12 protein-coding genes are annotated in these 15502 nt (G+C 70.0%); 8 read left to right on the forward strand and 4 right to left on the reverse strand.

What is annotated here, in order from left to right; genetic code table 11:
• Positions 1-18: 18 nt before the first annotated feature.
• From ACIRQ7_RS15470 to ACIRQ7_RS15480, 3 genes are all read left to right on the forward strand, one after another.
• Positions 19-1311 (forward strand): sensor histidine kinase, encoded by a 1293-nt coding sequence (locus ACIRQ7_RS15470; protein WP_404262794.1) that lies wholly within the window; start codon positions 19-21, stop codon positions 1309-1311.
• Positions 1308-1994, forward strand: a complete 687-nt coding sequence (locus tag ACIRQ7_RS15475) for a response regulator (protein ID WP_404262795.1) — start codon at positions 1308-1310, stop codon at positions 1992-1994. The genes ACIRQ7_RS15470 and ACIRQ7_RS15475 overlap by 4 nt, the downstream gene beginning before the upstream one ends.
• A gap of 185 nt (positions 1995-2179) precedes the next feature.
• On the forward strand, positions 2180-5383 hold the full coding sequence (locus tag ACIRQ7_RS15480) for an efflux RND transporter permease subunit (protein ID WP_404262797.1): 3204 nt from the start codon (positions 2180-2182) through the stop codon (positions 5381-5383).
• Positions 5384-5588: 205 nt separating this feature from the next.
• Here the strand turns inward: ACIRQ7_RS15480 and nadA are convergent, their stop codons facing one another.
• Positions 5589-6776, reverse strand: a complete 1188-nt coding sequence (nadA, locus tag ACIRQ7_RS15485) for a quinolinate synthase NadA (protein WP_404262798.1) — start codon at positions 6774-6776, stop codon at positions 5589-5591.
• A gap of 300 nt (positions 6777-7076) precedes the next feature.
• Here nadA and ACIRQ7_RS15490 point away from each other — a divergent pair, with 300 nt between their 5' ends.
• Positions 7077-7427, forward strand: coding sequence for a HesB/IscA family protein (locus ACIRQ7_RS15490; RefSeq protein ID WP_401476097.1), 351 nt, complete (start codon positions 7077-7079; stop codon positions 7425-7427).
• 86 nt (positions 7428-7513) lie between these two features.
• Here ACIRQ7_RS15490 and ACIRQ7_RS15495 read toward each other — a convergent pair whose 3' ends face one another.
• Together ACIRQ7_RS15495 and ACIRQ7_RS15500 are read right to left on the reverse strand one after the other, a co-directional pair.
• Entirely contained in the window at positions 7514-9040 is a 1527-nt protein-coding gene (locus ACIRQ7_RS15495) for a hypothetical protein (protein WP_404262800.1), read from the reverse strand.
• Between the two features lie 105 nt (positions 9041-9145).
• Positions 9146-9400, reverse strand: a complete 255-nt coding sequence (locus ACIRQ7_RS15500) for a hypothetical protein (RefSeq protein ID WP_401476092.1) — start codon at positions 9398-9400, stop codon at positions 9146-9148.
• A 141-nt stretch (positions 9401-9541) separates the two neighbouring features.
• Between ACIRQ7_RS15500 and ACIRQ7_RS15505 the strand changes: the two genes are divergently transcribed.
• Positions 9542-10516 carry a carbohydrate kinase family protein gene (locus ACIRQ7_RS15505; RefSeq protein WP_401476089.1) on the forward strand — a complete coding sequence of 325 codons (975 nt, stop codon included), beginning with the start codon at positions 9542-9544 and terminating at the stop codon, positions 10514-10516.
• Positions 10517-10570: 54 nt separating this feature from the next.
• On the opposite strand, the gene ACIRQ7_RS15510 is transcribed toward ACIRQ7_RS15505, so the two are convergent.
• Complete coding sequence (locus tag ACIRQ7_RS15510) at positions 10571-11983, reverse strand: cysteine desulfurase/sulfurtransferase TusA family protein (protein ID WP_404262802.1); 1413 nt, start codon at positions 11981-11983, stop codon at positions 10571-10573.
• 350 nt (positions 11984-12333) lie between these two features.
• Between ACIRQ7_RS15510 and coxB the strand changes: the two genes are divergently transcribed.
• From coxB to ACIRQ7_RS15525, 3 genes are read left to right on the forward strand one after another with little or no spacing between them, the layout of a single operon-like run.
• Positions 12334-13296: a cytochrome c oxidase subunit II gene (gene coxB / locus ACIRQ7_RS15515; protein ID WP_401476083.1), complete on the forward strand. Its 963-nt coding sequence runs from the start codon at positions 12334-12336 to the stop codon at positions 13294-13296.
• Positions 13293-15029 (forward strand): cytochrome c oxidase subunit I, encoded by a 1737-nt coding sequence (ctaD, locus tag ACIRQ7_RS15520; RefSeq protein WP_401476080.1) that lies wholly within the window; start codon positions 13293-13295, stop codon positions 15027-15029. The genes coxB and ctaD overlap by 4 nt, the downstream gene beginning before the upstream one ends.
• Positions 15026-15424, forward strand: coding sequence for a cytochrome c oxidase subunit 4 (locus ACIRQ7_RS15525; RefSeq protein WP_401476077.1), 399 nt, complete (start codon positions 15026-15028; stop codon positions 15422-15424). The genes ctaD and ACIRQ7_RS15525 overlap by 4 nt, the downstream gene beginning before the upstream one ends.
• Positions 15425-15502: the final 78 nt, after the last annotated feature.

Below are 15502 nucleotides of genomic sequence, written 5' to 3' on the forward strand. Positions count from 1 at the left end.
GCGCTACCGTTTCCTCTTGTGACCCCCCTCGACCCCGGACAGGACGCGCCCCGCACCGGCCGCTTTCACTGGCACCGGTCGCATCCGCTCGCGTTCGACGCGGTCCTTGCGGTGGCGGCCTTCATGGCGATCCTGATCGGCGCGGTCGCCGATCCGCACGGCCCGCACGGCGCCCCGCGGTTCGGCGAGAGGCACCTGTCGGCCATGACCGTGGCGCTGACCGGCCTGGCCTGTGCCGTCCTGGTGCTGCGCCGCCGGCTGCCCCGTACGGTTCTCGCCGCCACCGGGGCGCTGACCATCGTGGAGCTGGCCGTCGGCACCAGCGATCCGCGCGCCCCGGTGGCCGCCTCCGCCGTCATCGCGCTCTTCACCCTCGCCTCCCGCACCGACCGGCCCACCACCTGGCGGATCGGTGCCGTGACCATCGTCGTGCTGACCGCGGCGGCGATGCTCTCCAGCAGCCGCCCCTGGTACGCGCAGGAGAACCTCGGGATCATCGCCTGGACGGGCATGGCGGCGGCCGCCGGCGACGCGGTCCGCAGCCGCCGCGCCTACATCAGCGCCATCCAGGAGCGCGCCGAGCGTGCCGAGCGCACCCGCGAGGAGGAGGCCAGGCGCCGGGTCGCCGAGGAGCGGATGCGGATCGCCCGCGAGCTGCACGACGTCGTCGCGCACCACATCGCGCTGGTCAACGTCCAGGCCGGGGTCGCGTCGCACGTCATGGACAACCGTCCCGACCAGGCCAAACAGGCGCTCGCGCATGTGCGTGAGGCGTCCCGTTCGGCGCTGGAGGAACTCCGCACCACCGTCGGCCTGCTGCGCCACTCCGACGACCCCGGTGCGCCGACCGAACCCGCGCCGGGCCTCGGCGACCTCGACCAGCTCGTCGACGGTTTCGTCCGGGCCGGGCTGCCCGTCGATCTGGACGCCCCGCGCACGCCCGTGGCGCTGCCCGCCTCGGTCGACCTCACCGCGTACCGCGTCGTCCAGGAGGCGCTGACCAACGTCCACAAGCACGCCGGTGAGGGGGCGCGTGCCACGGTGCGGATCGTCCGGTCCGAGGCCGCGCTGACGGTGACCGTGCAGGACGACGGCGCCGGGCGGGCCGGGGTGCCCCGCCAGCGCGGCGGCGAGCGGGCCGCGGCGGAGCACGACGCGGCCGACAGCGGCGGCGGCCACGGCCTGATCGGGATGCGCGAGCGGGTCTTCGCACTGCGCGGCACGATCGTCGTGGGCCCGCGCGCGGCCGGCGGCTTCCAGGTGCGTGTCACCCTTCCACTCCAGGCCATCCGTACGGGGGAGACCACATGACGATCAAGGTGCTGCTCGCCGACGACCAGGCGCTGCTGCGCAGCGCGTTCCGGATACTCGTCGACTCCGAGCCCGACATGGAGGTCGTCGGGGAGGCCTCCGACGGCGCCCAGGCGTACGAGCTGTGCCGTACGACGGGCGCCGACGTCGTCCTGATGGACATCCGGATGCCGGGCGTCGACGGTCTCGCCGCGACCCGCATGATCAGCCAGGACCCGGAACTGTCCGGTGTCCGGGTGGTCATCCTGACCACGTTCGAGGTCGACGACTACGTGGTGCAGGCGCTGCGGGCCGGTGCCGGCGGCTTCCTCGGCAAGGGGGCCGAGCCCGACGAGATGCTGGGCGCCATCCGCATCGCGGCGGCCGGTGAGGCGCTGCTCTCGCCGGTCGCGACCAAGGGCCTGATCACCAAGTTCCTCGCGCAGGGCGACAGTTCGGCCGACGGCGGGCCCGGCGGCCGGGGCGCCGAGAAGCTGGCGACGCTCACCGGCCGCGAGCGCGAGGTGCTGACCCTGGTGGCCGGCGGGTTGTCGAACGACGAGATCGCCGAGCAGCTGGCGGTCAGCCCGCTGACGGTCAAGACCCACGTCAACCGCGCGATGGCCAAGCTGGGGGCCCGCGATCGCGCCCAACTGGTGGTCATAGCGTATGAATCCGGACTCGTACGCCCACGGGTGCAGTGAGAGTGGAGGGCTCCGTACTCCGAACGCTGTACTGACCGGAGTCGGATAACCGACCTGCGAGCGAGGAAAACCGGCCAGGACATGGCTGAAGGTGTAGGTGGGCCTGATGACCCGGTCGCGCGGGCTGTCCGCGTTGCCAGACAGGCCCTCCGCCGCCCTTTCAGAACAGAAGAGAGACCCCACCCATGTCCTGGCTGTCCCGACTCAGCCTCGTACAACGGGGCCTGATAGCGCTGATGTCGATCGTCGCGATCGCCTTCGGCGCCATCGCGATCCCGCAGCTCAAGCAGCAGCTCCTGCCCTCCATCGAGCTCCCGATGGTGTCCGTGATCGCGCCGTATCAGGGCGCGTCGCCCGATGTCGTCGAGAAGCAGGTGATCGAGCCGCTCGAGGACGGCATCCAGGCGGTCGACGGCATCAAGGGGGTCACCTCGACGTCGAGCGAGGGCTCGGGCGTCATCATGGCCCAGTTCGACTACGGCAATGACTCCAAGCGCCTGGTCGCCGACGTCCAGCAGGCCGTGAACCGCGCCCGCGCGAAGCTGCCCGAGGACGTCGACCCGCAGGTCGTGAACGGCTCGACGGACGACATCCCCACCGTCGTCCTCGCCGTCTCCTCCTCGTCCAAGGACCAGCAGACGCTCGCCGACCAGCTGGACCGCAGCGTCGTACCGGACCTGAAGAACATCGACGGCGTCAGCCAGGTCACCGTGGACGGCGTCCAGGACCGCGTCGTGGCCGTCACCCCCGACGCCAAGAAGCTCGCCGCGGCCGGCATCGACGCCCAGGCACTCGGCAAGGCGCTGCAGGCCGGCGGCACGTCCGTACCGGCAGGTTCGTTCGCCGAGGACGGGCAGAGCAAGACCGTCCAGGTCGGCGCGGGCTTCACCTCCGTGCGACAGATCCGGGACCTGCCTCTCGCCCCCGCCGCGGCGCCGGGCGCCCCGGGCGCGGACGCGGGCGGCGGCCGTACGGCCGGGCCGGTCCGGCTCGGCGACGTCGCCACCGTCAAGGAAGAGGCGGCGGCCCCGACCTCCCTGACCCGCACCAACGGCAAGCCCAGCCTCGCCGTCATGGTGACGATGGACCAGGACGGCAGCGCCGTCGCGATCTCCGACGCGGTCAAGGACAAGCTGCCGCAGATCCGCCAGGACCTCGGCAAGGGCACCGCGGTCACGGTCGCCTCCGACCAGGGCCCGGCCGTCTCCAAGTCGATCGAGTCGCTGACCACCGAGGGTCTGCTCGGCCTGATCATGGCCGTGATCGTGATCCTGGTGTTCCTGCTGAGCCTGCGCTCGACGCTGGTGACCGCGGTCTCCATCCCGCTCTCGGTCGTCATCACGCTGATCGTGCTGTGGACCCAGGACCTCTCCCTCAACATGCTCACCCTCGGCGCGCTGACCATCGCCATCGGCCGCGTCGTCGACGACTCCATCGTCGTCCTGGAGAACATCAAGCGGCACCTGGGCTACGGCGAGGAACGCCGCGAGGCCATCATCGGCGCGGTCAAGGAGGTCTCCGGGGCGATCACCTCCTCCACCCTGACCACCGTCGCGGTCTTCCTGCCCATCGGTGTCGTCGGCGGCATGGTCGGCGCCCTCTTCGGCTCCTTCTCGCTCACCGTCACCGTCGCCCTGCTGTCCTCCCTGATCGTGTCCCTGACGGTCGTGCCGGTGCTGTCCTACTGGTTCCTGCGCGCCCCGAAGATCGCCGAGGGCACCGACGTCGAGGAACTGCGCCGCAAGGCCGAGGAGAAGGAGGCCCGCAGCCCGCTGCAGCGCCTCTACGTCCCGGTGCTGCGCTTCGCCACCCGCCGCCGGGTCACCAGCGTCGTCATCGCCGTCGTCATCCTCATCGGCACCTTCGGCATGGGCCCGCTGCTGAAGACCAACTTCTTCGACCAGGGCGACCAGGACACCCTCACCCTCAAGCAGGAACTGAAGCCCGGCACCAGCCTGGGCGCGGCGGACGACCAGGCCAGGAAGGTCGAGAAGCTGCTGGCGGCCAACGACGACATCGCCGACTACCAGGTCACCGTCGGCTCCTCCGGCTTCATGGCGGCCTTCGGCGGCGGCACCGGCGCCAACCAGGCTTCTTACCAGCTCAAGCTCAAGGACGCCGCGGACTCCGGCAAGGTCACCGACGACCTGCGGGCGGGCCTGGACAAGCTCGGCAAGGGCATCGGCGACACCACCGTCACCGCCGGCGGCGGCTTCGGCAGCCAGGACCTGAGCGTGGTCGTCAAGGCCGGTGACGCGGACGTCCTCAAGGCGGCCGCCGAGAAGGTCCGGCAGACCGTCGCGGACCTCGATGACGTCACCGACGTCCAGAGCGACCTCGCGCAGAGCGTGCCGCGGATCTCCGTCAAGCCCAACGCCAAGGCGGCGGCCGCCGGTTACGACCAGACCACGCTCGGCGGCGCCGTCGCCCAGGCGATACGCGGCACCACCAGCGGCAAGGCCGTCCTGGACGACACCGAGCGGGACATCGTCATCAAGGCGGCCCACCCGGCGACCACCGAGGCCGAGTTGAAGGACCTGGTCCTGGCGACCCCGGCGGGCCCGGCCAAGCTGAGCTCCCTCGCCACCGTCAAGACGGTCCCCGGGCCGGTCCAGATGACCCGGATCGACGGCGCGCGCTCGGCGACCGTCACCGCCAAGCCGACCGCCGACAACACCGGCGCGGTCAGCGCCAAGCTGCAGTCCGAGATCAAGGCGCTGAAGCTGCCGGCCGGTGCGAGCGCCGAGATCGGCGGCGTCTCGCAGGACCAGACCGAGGCGTTCTCCTCGCTCGGCCTGGCCATGCTCGCCGCCATCGCCATCGTCTTCATGCTCCTGGTGGCGACGTTCCGCTCGCTGATCCAGCCGCTGATCCTGCTCGTCTCGATCCCCTTCGCGGCGACCGGGGCGATCGGTCTGCTGGTCGCCACGGGCACCCCGCTGGGTGTCCCCGCGATGATCGGCATGCTGATGCTGATCGGCATCGTGGTCACCAACGCCATCGTCCTGATCGACCTGATCAACCAGTACAGGTCACAGGGTTACGGCGTGGTCGAAGCGGTCGTCGAGGGCGGCCGGCACCGCCTCCGCCCGATCCTGATGACGGCGCTGGCGACGATCTCCGCCCTGCTGCCGATGGCCCTGTCCATCACCGGCGACGGCGGCTTCATCTCCCAGCCGCTCGCGGTCGTCGTCATCGGCGGTCTGATCACCTCCACCCTCCTGACCCTGCTTCTCGTCCCGACGCTCTACGCGATGATCGAACTCCGCAAGGAGCGCCGGGCGAAGAAGAAGGCCGCCAAGCGCGCCAGGAAGGCCCAAGACCCGGCACCGCCGGACGAGTCCGGCACCTCCGGCGGCGAGCGCACACCGGAGCCGGCGGGGGTCTGACCCGGCCCGCCGTACCCAGGACGGAGCCCCCGCAGCCGGAAGAACGGCTGCGGGGGCTCCCGTCTGTGCGCGCCGCCCGCGCGCTCCCCGCGTGCCGGGAGAGGCGCAAGGAGCGGGAGGCGCAAGGAGCGGCGGCATCCCCCGCCGACGCGGCAGGGGGCCCGCACCCACGGTGCGGGCCCCCTGCCCCGGTCCTTCGCCGGCCCTACGGCAGCGCCAGCATCCGCTCCAGCGCGAGCTTCGCGAAGCTCTCCGTCTCCTTGTCGACCTCGATGCGGTTGACGACCTTGCCGGCCACCAGCGACTCCAGGGTCCACACCAGGTGGGGGAGGTCGATGCGGTTCATCGTCGAGCAGAAGCAGACGGTCTTGTCGAGGAAGACGATTTCCTTGTCCTCGGCGGCGAAACGGTTCGCCAGGCGGCGGACGAGGTTCAGCTCGGTGCCGATCGCCCACTTCGATCCGGCGGGCGCGGCCTCCAGGGCCTTGATGATGTACTCCGTCGACCCCACGTAGTCGGCCGCCGCGACGACCTCGTTCTTGCACTCGGGGTGGACGAGGACGTTGACGCCGGGGATCCGGGCCCGTACGTCCTCGACCGACTCCAGCGAGAAGCGGCCGTGGACCGAGCAGTGGCCGCGCCAGAGGATCATCTTGGCGTTCCGCAGCTGCTCGGCGGTCAGCCCGCCGCCCGGCTTGTGCGGGTTGTAGACGACGCAGTCCTCCAGCGACATCCCCAGGTCGCGGACGGCGGTGTTGCGGCCCAGGTGCTGGTCGGGCAGGAAGAGCACCTTCTCGCCCTGCTCGAACGCCCAGTCCAGGGCCCGCTTGGCGTTGGAGGAGGTGCAGATCGTGCCGCCGTGCTTGCCGGTGAACGCCTTGATGTCCGCCGAGGAGTTCATGTACGAGACGGGCACGACCTGCTCGGCCACGCCGGCCTCGGTCAGTACGTCCCAGCACTCGGCGACCTGCTCGGCGCTGGCCATGTCGGCCATGGAGCAGCCGGCGGCCAGGTCCGGGAGGATGACCTGCTGGTCGTCGCCGGTGAGGATGTCGGCGGACTCGGCCATGAAGTGCACACCGCAGAAGACGATGTATTCGGCGTCCGGCCGGGCGGCCGCGTCCCGCGCCAGCTTGAAGGAGTCGCCGGTCACATCGGCGAACTCGATGACCTCGTCACGCTGGTAGTGGTGCCCGAGGACGAAGACCTTCTCCCCGAGCTTCTCCTTGGCCGCGCGGGCGCGCTCGACGAGGCCGGGGTCGGACGCGGCCGGCAGGTCGCCGGGGCACTCCACGCCGCGCTCGCTTCTGGGGTCGGCCTCGCGGCCGAGCAGGAGCAGCGCCAACGGGCTCGGCTGGACGTCCAGGGGCTGGGCGGTGGTCACGACACGCACCCTCTCTTTTCTGCAAGGAGCCTTCTCGTCTATTTGACGCTATCTATCATAGCCGCTTCACGTCACTTTGACGATGGCCATAATGTCGATGTGACGCATCAGCACCCCCGCGATTCCGGGTGACCCGCGGCGTCCGGCCGCCGGTGTGCGAGCATGAGGAGAGAACGTGTACGAGAGGCCTGTCGGCAGTGACCGGACGGCTTCCCGACAAGTTGAGCCCAGCCGGAATTAATCCGGGACGTCTGAGGTTGCAGGGTGCATCCGATGACAAGCGGTCCGTACAACCCGGGAGAGATGTAGATGAGCGTTCAGGACGAGACCACGGTCGACGGCATCATCCTGTCCGACGCGGCCGCGTCGAAGGTGAAGGGCCTGCTGGAGCAGGAGGGGCGTGACGACCTCGCGCTGCGGGTGGCGGTCCAGCCCGGCGGCTGCTCCGGACTGCGCTACCAGCTCTTCTTCGACGAGCGCTCGCTCGACGGCGATGTCGTGAAGGACTTCGACGGCGTCAAGGTCGTCACCGACCGGATGAGCGCCCCCTACCTGGGCGGTGCCTCCATCGACTTCGTCGACACCATCGAGAAGCAGGGCTTCACGATCGACAACCCGAACGCCAGCGGCTCCTGCGCCTGCGGCGACTCCTTCAGCTAAGAGTCAGCGGGTACGAAAAGGCGGCGCCCCCCCGAATGGGGGAGCGCCGCCTTCGTCGTTTCAGGCGTCCGCCGGGCCGCCCGTGCTCACTGCTTCGGCACGGACTCGCCGGTCGACACATCGACCACCTTGCGGCCGTCCAGCGGCTTGTCCAGCGTCACCGTCTTCGTGAACTCCTTGGCGATCTTCACGCAGATCTGGCCCGGCTTCTTGTCCTTGCCGACGACCTTGGTCCGCACGGTCTTCCCGGACTCCTCGGCGCTCACCGAGTAGGTGCTGCAGACGCCGCCCCAGAAGTGCAGCGTCAGCTTCTTGCCGCCGTCACTGACGCCATAGGCCTCCAGCGCCATCGCCCCGGGCTTGCCGGACGGCTTCTTCGGCGACCGGTCCGGGCTCTGCGACGCGCTGTCGCCGTCCCGGTGCGCCAGGAACCTCGGGTCGACCGCAGGGTGCGCGACCGTCGACGCGGTGTCCTGGCCCGCGCCCGGCTGGCGCACCTGGTACAGCCACGACGGCACCAGTGCCTGCCGGCCGTCCACGTACTGCACCGCCAGCCCGAAGACCGCGCCGGTCACCTCGGCCGGCTTCTGCGCCTTCGTCGGGGACGGCTCGCACGGCGCGATCTTGCCGTCGGCGCCCTTCCCGTTCGGCGGCGAGGGGCAGTCGCCCGCCGGACTCCGGCCATCGCGCGAATTCACCCGGTCCAGCGTCTTGTCGGCGTTCAGCACCGGATAGACGGCACCCTTGACGGGCTTCGCCAACTGACCGCTGCCGCCCACCACTTGACCGTCCGAACCGATCTGGAGGTCGCTCTGCCAGCCGTAGGTCGGCAGAGCGCCGAGCACCGGGTCGGCGGTGACGATCCGCACCGCGCCGGACAGCCCGCTCGCGTCGAGCTTCGCGCCCTTCTGGCCGAGCGCCGTCATGACCGGCGCGGCCGCCTGCTTCGCCTTCTCCTGCGACACCGCGCCCTTGCCGCTGCCGTCGTCCTCGGTCGAGGCGTCGCCGCCGCCACCGCGGTAGGACGGGCAGCCGGGCTTGCTCGACGACGGGCCGTTGCCGCCGGACGCGCTGCCCGAACCGGCCTTCGGGGAGGCGGGCAGCGCGCAGTTCGTGCCGCCCGGGGTGCCGTACTGCGAGTACGTCCAGGAGCCCGAGCCGGTCTTGTTCACCTGGAGTACGGGGCTGCGGGCGTCCCGCGTCAGCCCGCCGACCTTCCAGGTGTTGCCCTCGGAGCGGACCTTTCCGGCCACATCCAGGGCCTTCGCCAGCCGTATGACCGCGTCCTGGCCGATCTGCCCCTTCGGGCGGTAGACGGGCGCGGAGTCCGGCCCCTGGGGCAGTTTCTCCACGGCGCGGTAGCTGGCGCCCTGCGGGTTGGGCTCACCGGCGGCGATCCCGCCGCCGGTGTAGCCGTCGAGCGCGAGCGGGGGCGGGTCGCCCTTCGCCGCCGAGCCCGCCGGGGCGTCCTCGCTGCTGGACGCGGACGAGGCCCAGTACGCCGCGCCGCCCCCGGCGAGGAGTACCGCAGCGGCCATCGAGGCGACGACCAACGGTGTGCGCCGCCTGCGCTCCGTGGGGTTCGGGTTGTCGGTGGTGTCCTCGGTGTTCACCGCATCGCTCCTTCGGCTCCGCTGAACATCTGACGTTCCATCCTCCGTGAGGTGGACGCCGATGGGACGGGCCGGGGGTGCTTACGGTTCCCTGCGGGTGATTCCTCAGTCGCCGTACTCGGACATACCGTCCACAAGCGCAGCTGAGGACGCCGAGACCTTGATGCCGTGCAGATCCGCCGCCCGGCCCGGTGGCGGACCCGCCTGCCGCCCGGAATTCCAGTGCGGAGCCATCCGCGCGCAGTCCCCGCGCAGCTGGTCGAGCGACTCCGGATCCGCCGCCGGGCGGTGCCGTGCGGAGCCGGACGTGGCCTTGCCGGCGGACGAAGCGGGAGTGACGGCTTTCACATGCTTGGTCATACCGGAACCGTACGCACCCCACGGCCTGCGAAGAAAGCCCTACTATTGGGTAGATTTGCCAGGTAGGAGGCTCCAGGGCGACCGGGTAGCGTGGCACACCGTCCGCCCGCCCCTTACGCCATCCGCAGGAGCAGACCCGTCGTGCGCATCGCAGTCACCGGCTCCATCGCCACTGACCACCTGATGACCTTTCCCGGCCGCTTCGCCGACCAGCTGGTCGCCGACCAGCTGCATACGGTCTCCCTCTCCTTCCTGGTCGACGGCCTCGACATCCGACGGGGCGGAGTCGCCCCCAACATCTGTTACGGCATGGGCCTGCTCGGCCTGCGCCCCATCCTGGTCGGCGCCGCCGGCACCGACTTCGCCGAATACCGCGCCTGGCTCGACCGGCACGGCGTCGACACCGCCTCGGTCCGCATCTCCGAGGTGCTGCACACCGCCCGCTTCGTGTGCACCACCGACAGTGACCACAACCAGATCGCGTCCTTCTACACCGGCGCGATGAGCGAGGCCCGCCAGATCGAGCTGCAGCCGGTCGCCGACCGCGTCAGCGGCCTGGACCTGGTCCTGATCGGCGCCGACGACCCCGAGGCGATGATCCGGCACACCGAGGAGTGCCGCTCGCGCGGCATCCCGTTCGCCGCCGACCCCTCCCAGCAGCTCGCGCGCATGGAGGGCGAGGACATCCGCGTCCTCATCGAGGGCGCCACGTACCTCTTCACCAATGAGTACGAAAAGGCCCTGATCGAGTCCAAGACCGGCTGGAGCGGCGAGGAGATCCTGGCCAAGGTCGGCACCCGCGTCACCACCCTCGGCGCCCAGGGCGTCCGCATCGAGCGGGCCGGCGAGGAGACCGTCGAGGTCGGCGTCCCCCAGGAGGACGCCAAGGTCGACCCCACCGGCGTCGGCGACGCCTTCCGCGCCGGCTTCCTGGCCGGCCGCGCCTGGGGCCTGCCCCTGGAGCGCTCCGCCCAGCTCGGCTGCATGCTCGCCACCCTCGTCATCGAGACCCTGGGCACCCAGGAGTACGAGCTGCGCCGCGGCCACTTCATGGACCGCTTCACCAAGGCGTACGGCGACGACGCCGCCGAGGAGGTCCGCGCCCACCTGGCGTGACGCACACCATGCACGGCGGGCGGGGGCGTTCATCGCGTCCCCGCCCGTTCCGTTTCAGGCCCGGCGCCGCACGACGTACGCGGTGCCCTCCCGCGCGGGCCGTTCGCCGACGAACTCCTGGTCGCGCATCTCGCACCAGGCGGGAATGTCCAGCCGCGCCGCCGCGTCGTCGGAGAGCACCGTCACCGTGCCGCCGACCGGCACCCTGCCGATCACCTTCGCCAGCTCGATGACCGGAAGCGGGCAGCGCTTGCCGAGGGCGTCGACCACCAGCTCCCCGCTGTCCGGGCCGGCAGCCCCCGCCGGCTCCTGAGCGGCCGGCGCCCCGGCCGGCACGCCCAGCCGCTCGCGCACCGAACGCACCGCCTCCGGCAGCACCTCCAGGAAGCGGTCGACCTCCGCCTCCGGCGTACCGAGGGGGAGCGAGACGCGCACATTGCCCTCGGACAGCACGCCCATCGCGCGCAGCACATGGCTCGGCGTCAGGGTGCTGGACGTACAGGACGAGCCGGACGACACCGAGAAGCCCGCACGGTCGAGTTCGTGCAGCAGGGCCTCCCCGTCGGCGAAGAGACAGGAGAAGGTGACGAGATGCGGAAGGCGGCGGACGGGATCGCCGACCACCTCCACGTCCGGCACCAGCTCCGGGACCCGGCCGCGGATCCGCTCGACCAGCTGCCGCAGCCGGCCCGCTTCGTCCGGCCCGCTCTCCGTCGCCGCGCGCAGCGCCCGCAGGGACGCGGCGGCGGCCACGATCGCCGGGATGTCCTCAAAGCCCGGGGCACGGCCCGACTCCCGCTCGTCCAGGGGCCCCTGGGCCGCGAAGCGGGTGCCCTTACGGATCGCCAGCAGCCCCACGCCGGGCGGTCCGCCCCACTTGTGGGCGCTCGCGGTCAGCAGGGACCAGGCGCCGGGCACCTGACCCCAGGGGAGCGACTGGGCCGCGTCCACCAACAGGGGCACCCCGGCCTCCCGGCACAGCGCGGCTACTTCCTCGACCGGCTGTTCGGTTCCCACCTCGTGATTGGCGGACTGCAGACACGCCAGCGCGGTGTCCGTGGTGAGCGCTGCCGCGACGGCACCGGCCGCCACCCGGCCCGTACGGTCCACGGCCACCTCCGACACCGTGCCGCCGCCCGCCTCGTGCACCTGGGCGGCGTGCAGGACGGAGGAGTGCTCGACGGAGGAGTGCAGCAGCCGGCCGCCGACACGCCGACGTGCCGCGAGCGCGCCGAAAATTCCGGTGTGCACGGCCCGCGTTCCCGACGGGGTGAAAACCAGCTCGTCCGGGCGGCAGCCCACGGCCTCCGCCGCGGCCTCCCGGGCGGCGTCCAGCAGCAGCCTGGCCCGCCGCCCCTCGCGGTAGAGGCGGGCCGGATCGGCCCAGCCCTCGTCCAGCGAGGCGAGCAACGCCTCCCGAGCGACGGGGTGCAGAGGGGCGGCGGACGCGGCGTCGAAGTAGGGCACGTACGAGACGGTAGCCCCCCTGGCCGGCGCCGCAGGTGCCCCCGGCCCGGCGCCCGGCCCCGGGTCCTCGGCAGGGGCCCGGCGGCCGCGGGGGAGAGGATGCCGGGCACGCCGTCAGATGCCAGGTGGGAGCGGCCGATCGGGTCCGGGAGGGGTCGCCGGCGAGGTTCCCGCCACCCCTTCGGGGTGCGACGCGGCGCGTTGGGCACCCTCCCCGCGCGACCCCAAATAGCGTCCAGTAGGGTTTGGTCCGCATAAACATCCAAACCCCTGCCCGTGCCAGGGCCGGCGACCGACCAGCGAGACGGCCGCAGCCGGTCTCGCGGGCGAGACTCTCGGGAAGGCGCTACGTGAGTCCCAACGGCTCCGACCGCTCGTCGCGGCGCCCGATGCGGCGGAAGCTGCCGCAGGTGCTTGCTGCGGGCCTGGTCCTGGCGACCGCGACTGGTTGCACATATAAGGACTTCCCCCGCCTCGGCATGCCAACGCCCGTCACCGACGAGGCGCCGCGGATCCTCTCTCTTTGGCAGGGCTCCTGGGCCGCCGCCCTCGCAACGGGCGTGCTGGTGTGGGGCCTGATCATTTGGAGCGTGATCTTCCACCGCCGCAGCAGGACCAAGGTGGAGGTACCCGCACAGACGCGTTACAACATGCCGATCGAGGCGTTGTACACGATCGTCCCGTTCATCATCATCGCGGTGCTTTTCTACTTCACCGCGCGTGATGAGAGCGCCATCCTCAAGACTTCCAAAAAGCCGGACCACATCGTGAATGTGGTGGGCTTCCAGTGGAGCTGGGCGTTCAACTATCTGGAGAACGTGGACGGCAGCAAGTCGACCACGAATATCGACTCCCCGGCTCTCGACGGGATCCCGGACAAGTGGAAGAAGGGTGCTCCGGCCGGCGCTGACGGCGTCTACGACCAGGGCACGCCGAATTCACGGAACCCGCAGAACGGCAACCCGGGTCCCACCCTGTGGCTGCCCAAGGGCGAGACGGTCCAGTTCGTCCTGACGTCGCGTGACGTCATCCACTCCTTCTGGGTGGTGCCGTTCCTGATGAAGCAGGACGTCATTCCGGGCCACACCAACGTCTTCGAGGTGACTCCCAACAAGGAGGGCACCTTCATGGGCAAGTGCGCCGAGCTCTGCGGCGTCGACCACTCCCGGATGCTCTTCAACGTCAAGGTCGTCTCCCCCGAGAAGTACCGGGAGCACCTCAAGGACCTGGCGAAGAAGGGCCAGACCGGTTACCTGCCGTCCGGCATCAAGCAGACGGATCACGCCAGGAACGCGGAGACCAAAAACAAGTGAGCATCCTCAACGAACCTCAGGGTGCCGCCGCCGACACGGCTCCGGCAGCACCGCCCGTACGCCAGAAGCAACCCGGTATCGCTGTGGTGAAGTGGCTCACGACCACTGACCACAAGACCATCGGCACGATGTATCTGGTCACGTCGTTCGCGTTCTTCTGCATCGGCGGCCTGATGGCGCTGCTCATGCGGGCCGAGCTGGCCCGTCCGGGCACGCAGCTGATGTCGAACGAGCAGTTCAACCAGGCGTTCACGATGCACGGCACGATCATGCTGCTGATGTTCGCGACGCCGCTGTTCGCCGGATTCGCGAACTGGATCATGCCGCTGCAGATCGGCGCGCCCGACGTGGCGTTCCCGCGGCTGAACATGTTCGCGTACTGGCTCTACCTCTTCGGCTCGCTGATCGCCGTGGCCGGCTTCCTCACCCCGCAGGGTGCGGCGGACTTCGGCTGGTTCGCGTACTCGCCGCTCTCGGACGCGGTGCGTTCGCCGGGCGTTGGTGCCGACATGTGGATCATGGGTCTGGCCTTCTCGGGCTTCGGCACGATCCTCGGTTCGGTCAACTTCATCACCACGATCATCTGCATGCGCGCCCCTGGCATGACGATGTTCCGGATGCCGATCTTCACCTGGAACGTCCTGCTGACCGGTGTCCTGGTCCTGCTGGCCTTCCCCGTGCTCGCCGCCGCGCTGTTCGCGCTGGAGGCGGATCGGAAATTCGGGGCACATGTCTTCGACGCGGCAAATGGCGGAGCGTTGCTCTGGCAGCACTTGTTCTGGTTCTTCGGGCATCCAGAGGTGTACATCATCGCGCTGCCGTTCTTCGGCATCGTTTCCGAGGTCATTCCGGTCTTCTCCCGGAAGCCGATGTTCGGTTACATCGGTCTGATCGCGGCCACGATTTCGATTGCCGGTCTCTCGGTGACGGTCTGGGCGCACCACATGTATGTGACGGGCGGCGTGCTCTTGCCGTTCTTCTCCTTCATGACATTCCTGATCGCGGTGCCGACAGGCGTGAAGTTCTTCAACTGGATCGGCACGATGTGGAAGGGCTCCTTGTCCTTCGAGACGCCGATGCTGTGGGTGATCGGCTTCCTGATCACCTTCACCTTCGGTGGTCTGACCGGCGTCATCCTCGCGTCGCCGCCGATGGACTTCCACGTCTCCGACTCGTACTTCGTCGTGGCGCACTTCCACTACGTCGTCTTCGGCACCGTCGTCTTCGCGATGTTCGCCGGCTTCCACTTCTGGTGGCCGAAGTTCACCGGCAAGATGCTCGACGAGAAGCTCGGCAAGATCACGTTCTGGACGCTGTTCGTCGGCTTCCACGGCACGTTCCTCGTCCAGCACTGGCTGGGCGCCGAGGGCATGCCGCGGCGTTACGCCGACTACCTCGCGGTGGACGGTTTCACGACGCTGAACACGATCTCGACGATCAGCTCGTTCCTGCTGGGCCTGTCGATCCTGCCCTTCATGTACAACGTCTGGAAGACGGCGAAGTACGGCAAGAAGGTCGAGGTCGACGACCCCTGGGGCTATGGCCGTTCGCTGGAGTGGGCGACCTCGTGCCCGCCGCCGCGGCACAACTTCCTCACCCTGCCGCGTATTCGTTCCGAATCCCCGGCATTCGATCTGCACCACCCGGAGATCGCCGCGCTGGACGCACTCCAGAACGGCCACGGCTCCGAGGATGACAAGGCCCTCGCCGGCGGCAAGGAGGCGGGCAAGTGAAGATCCAGGGCAAGATGTTCATCTGGCTCGCTGTCTTCGTCCTCGCCATGGCGATCGTCTATGGCGTCTGGTCGAAGGAGCCCGCGGGTACCACCGCGCTGTTCCTCGCGTTCGGCCTGTGCATCATGGTCGGCTACTACCTGGCCTTCACGGCCCGGCGGGTCGACGCGGGCGCACAGGACGACGAGAACGCCGAGGTCTCGGACGACGCCGGCGAGCTGGGCTTCTTCAGCCCGCACAGCTGGCAGCCGCTGTCCCTGGCCATCGGTGGCGCGCTCGCCTTCCTGGGCGTCGTCTTCGGCTGGTGGCTGCTCTACTTCTCGACTCCGATCATCTTCGTCGGCCTCTTCGGTTGGGTCTTCGAGTACTACCGGGGTGAGAACCGCACACAGTGAGCGCGGCCCACGCGCTCAGGGGGCGGGCCCGGACACCTCAACAGGTGTCCGGGCCCGCCCCTTTGGTTGTGGGGGCCG

Origin of the sequence: Streptomyces sp. NPDC101393 (assembly GCF_044767385.1) — a bacterium.
Taxonomy (GTDB): Bacteria; Actinomycetota; Actinomycetes; order Streptomycetales; family Streptomycetaceae; genus Streptomyces.

Coding starts and splice junctions, on each gene's coding strand:
- ACIRQ7_RS15475 (WP_404262795.1), top strand. CDS start 1,308: ATGACGATCAAGGTGCTGCTCGCCGACGACCAGGCGCTGCTGCGCAGC.
- ACIRQ7_RS15480 (WP_404262797.1), top strand. CDS start 2,180: ATGTCCTGGCTGTCCCGACTCAGCCTCGTACAACGGGGCCTGATAGCG.
- ACIRQ7_RS15490 (WP_401476097.1), top strand. CDS start 7,077: ATGAGCGTTCAGGACGAGACCACGGTCGACGGCATCATCCTGTCCGAC.
- ACIRQ7_RS15500 (WP_401476092.1), bottom strand. CDS start 9,400: ATGACCAAGCATGTGAAAGCCGTCACTCCCGCTTCGTCCGCCGGCAAG.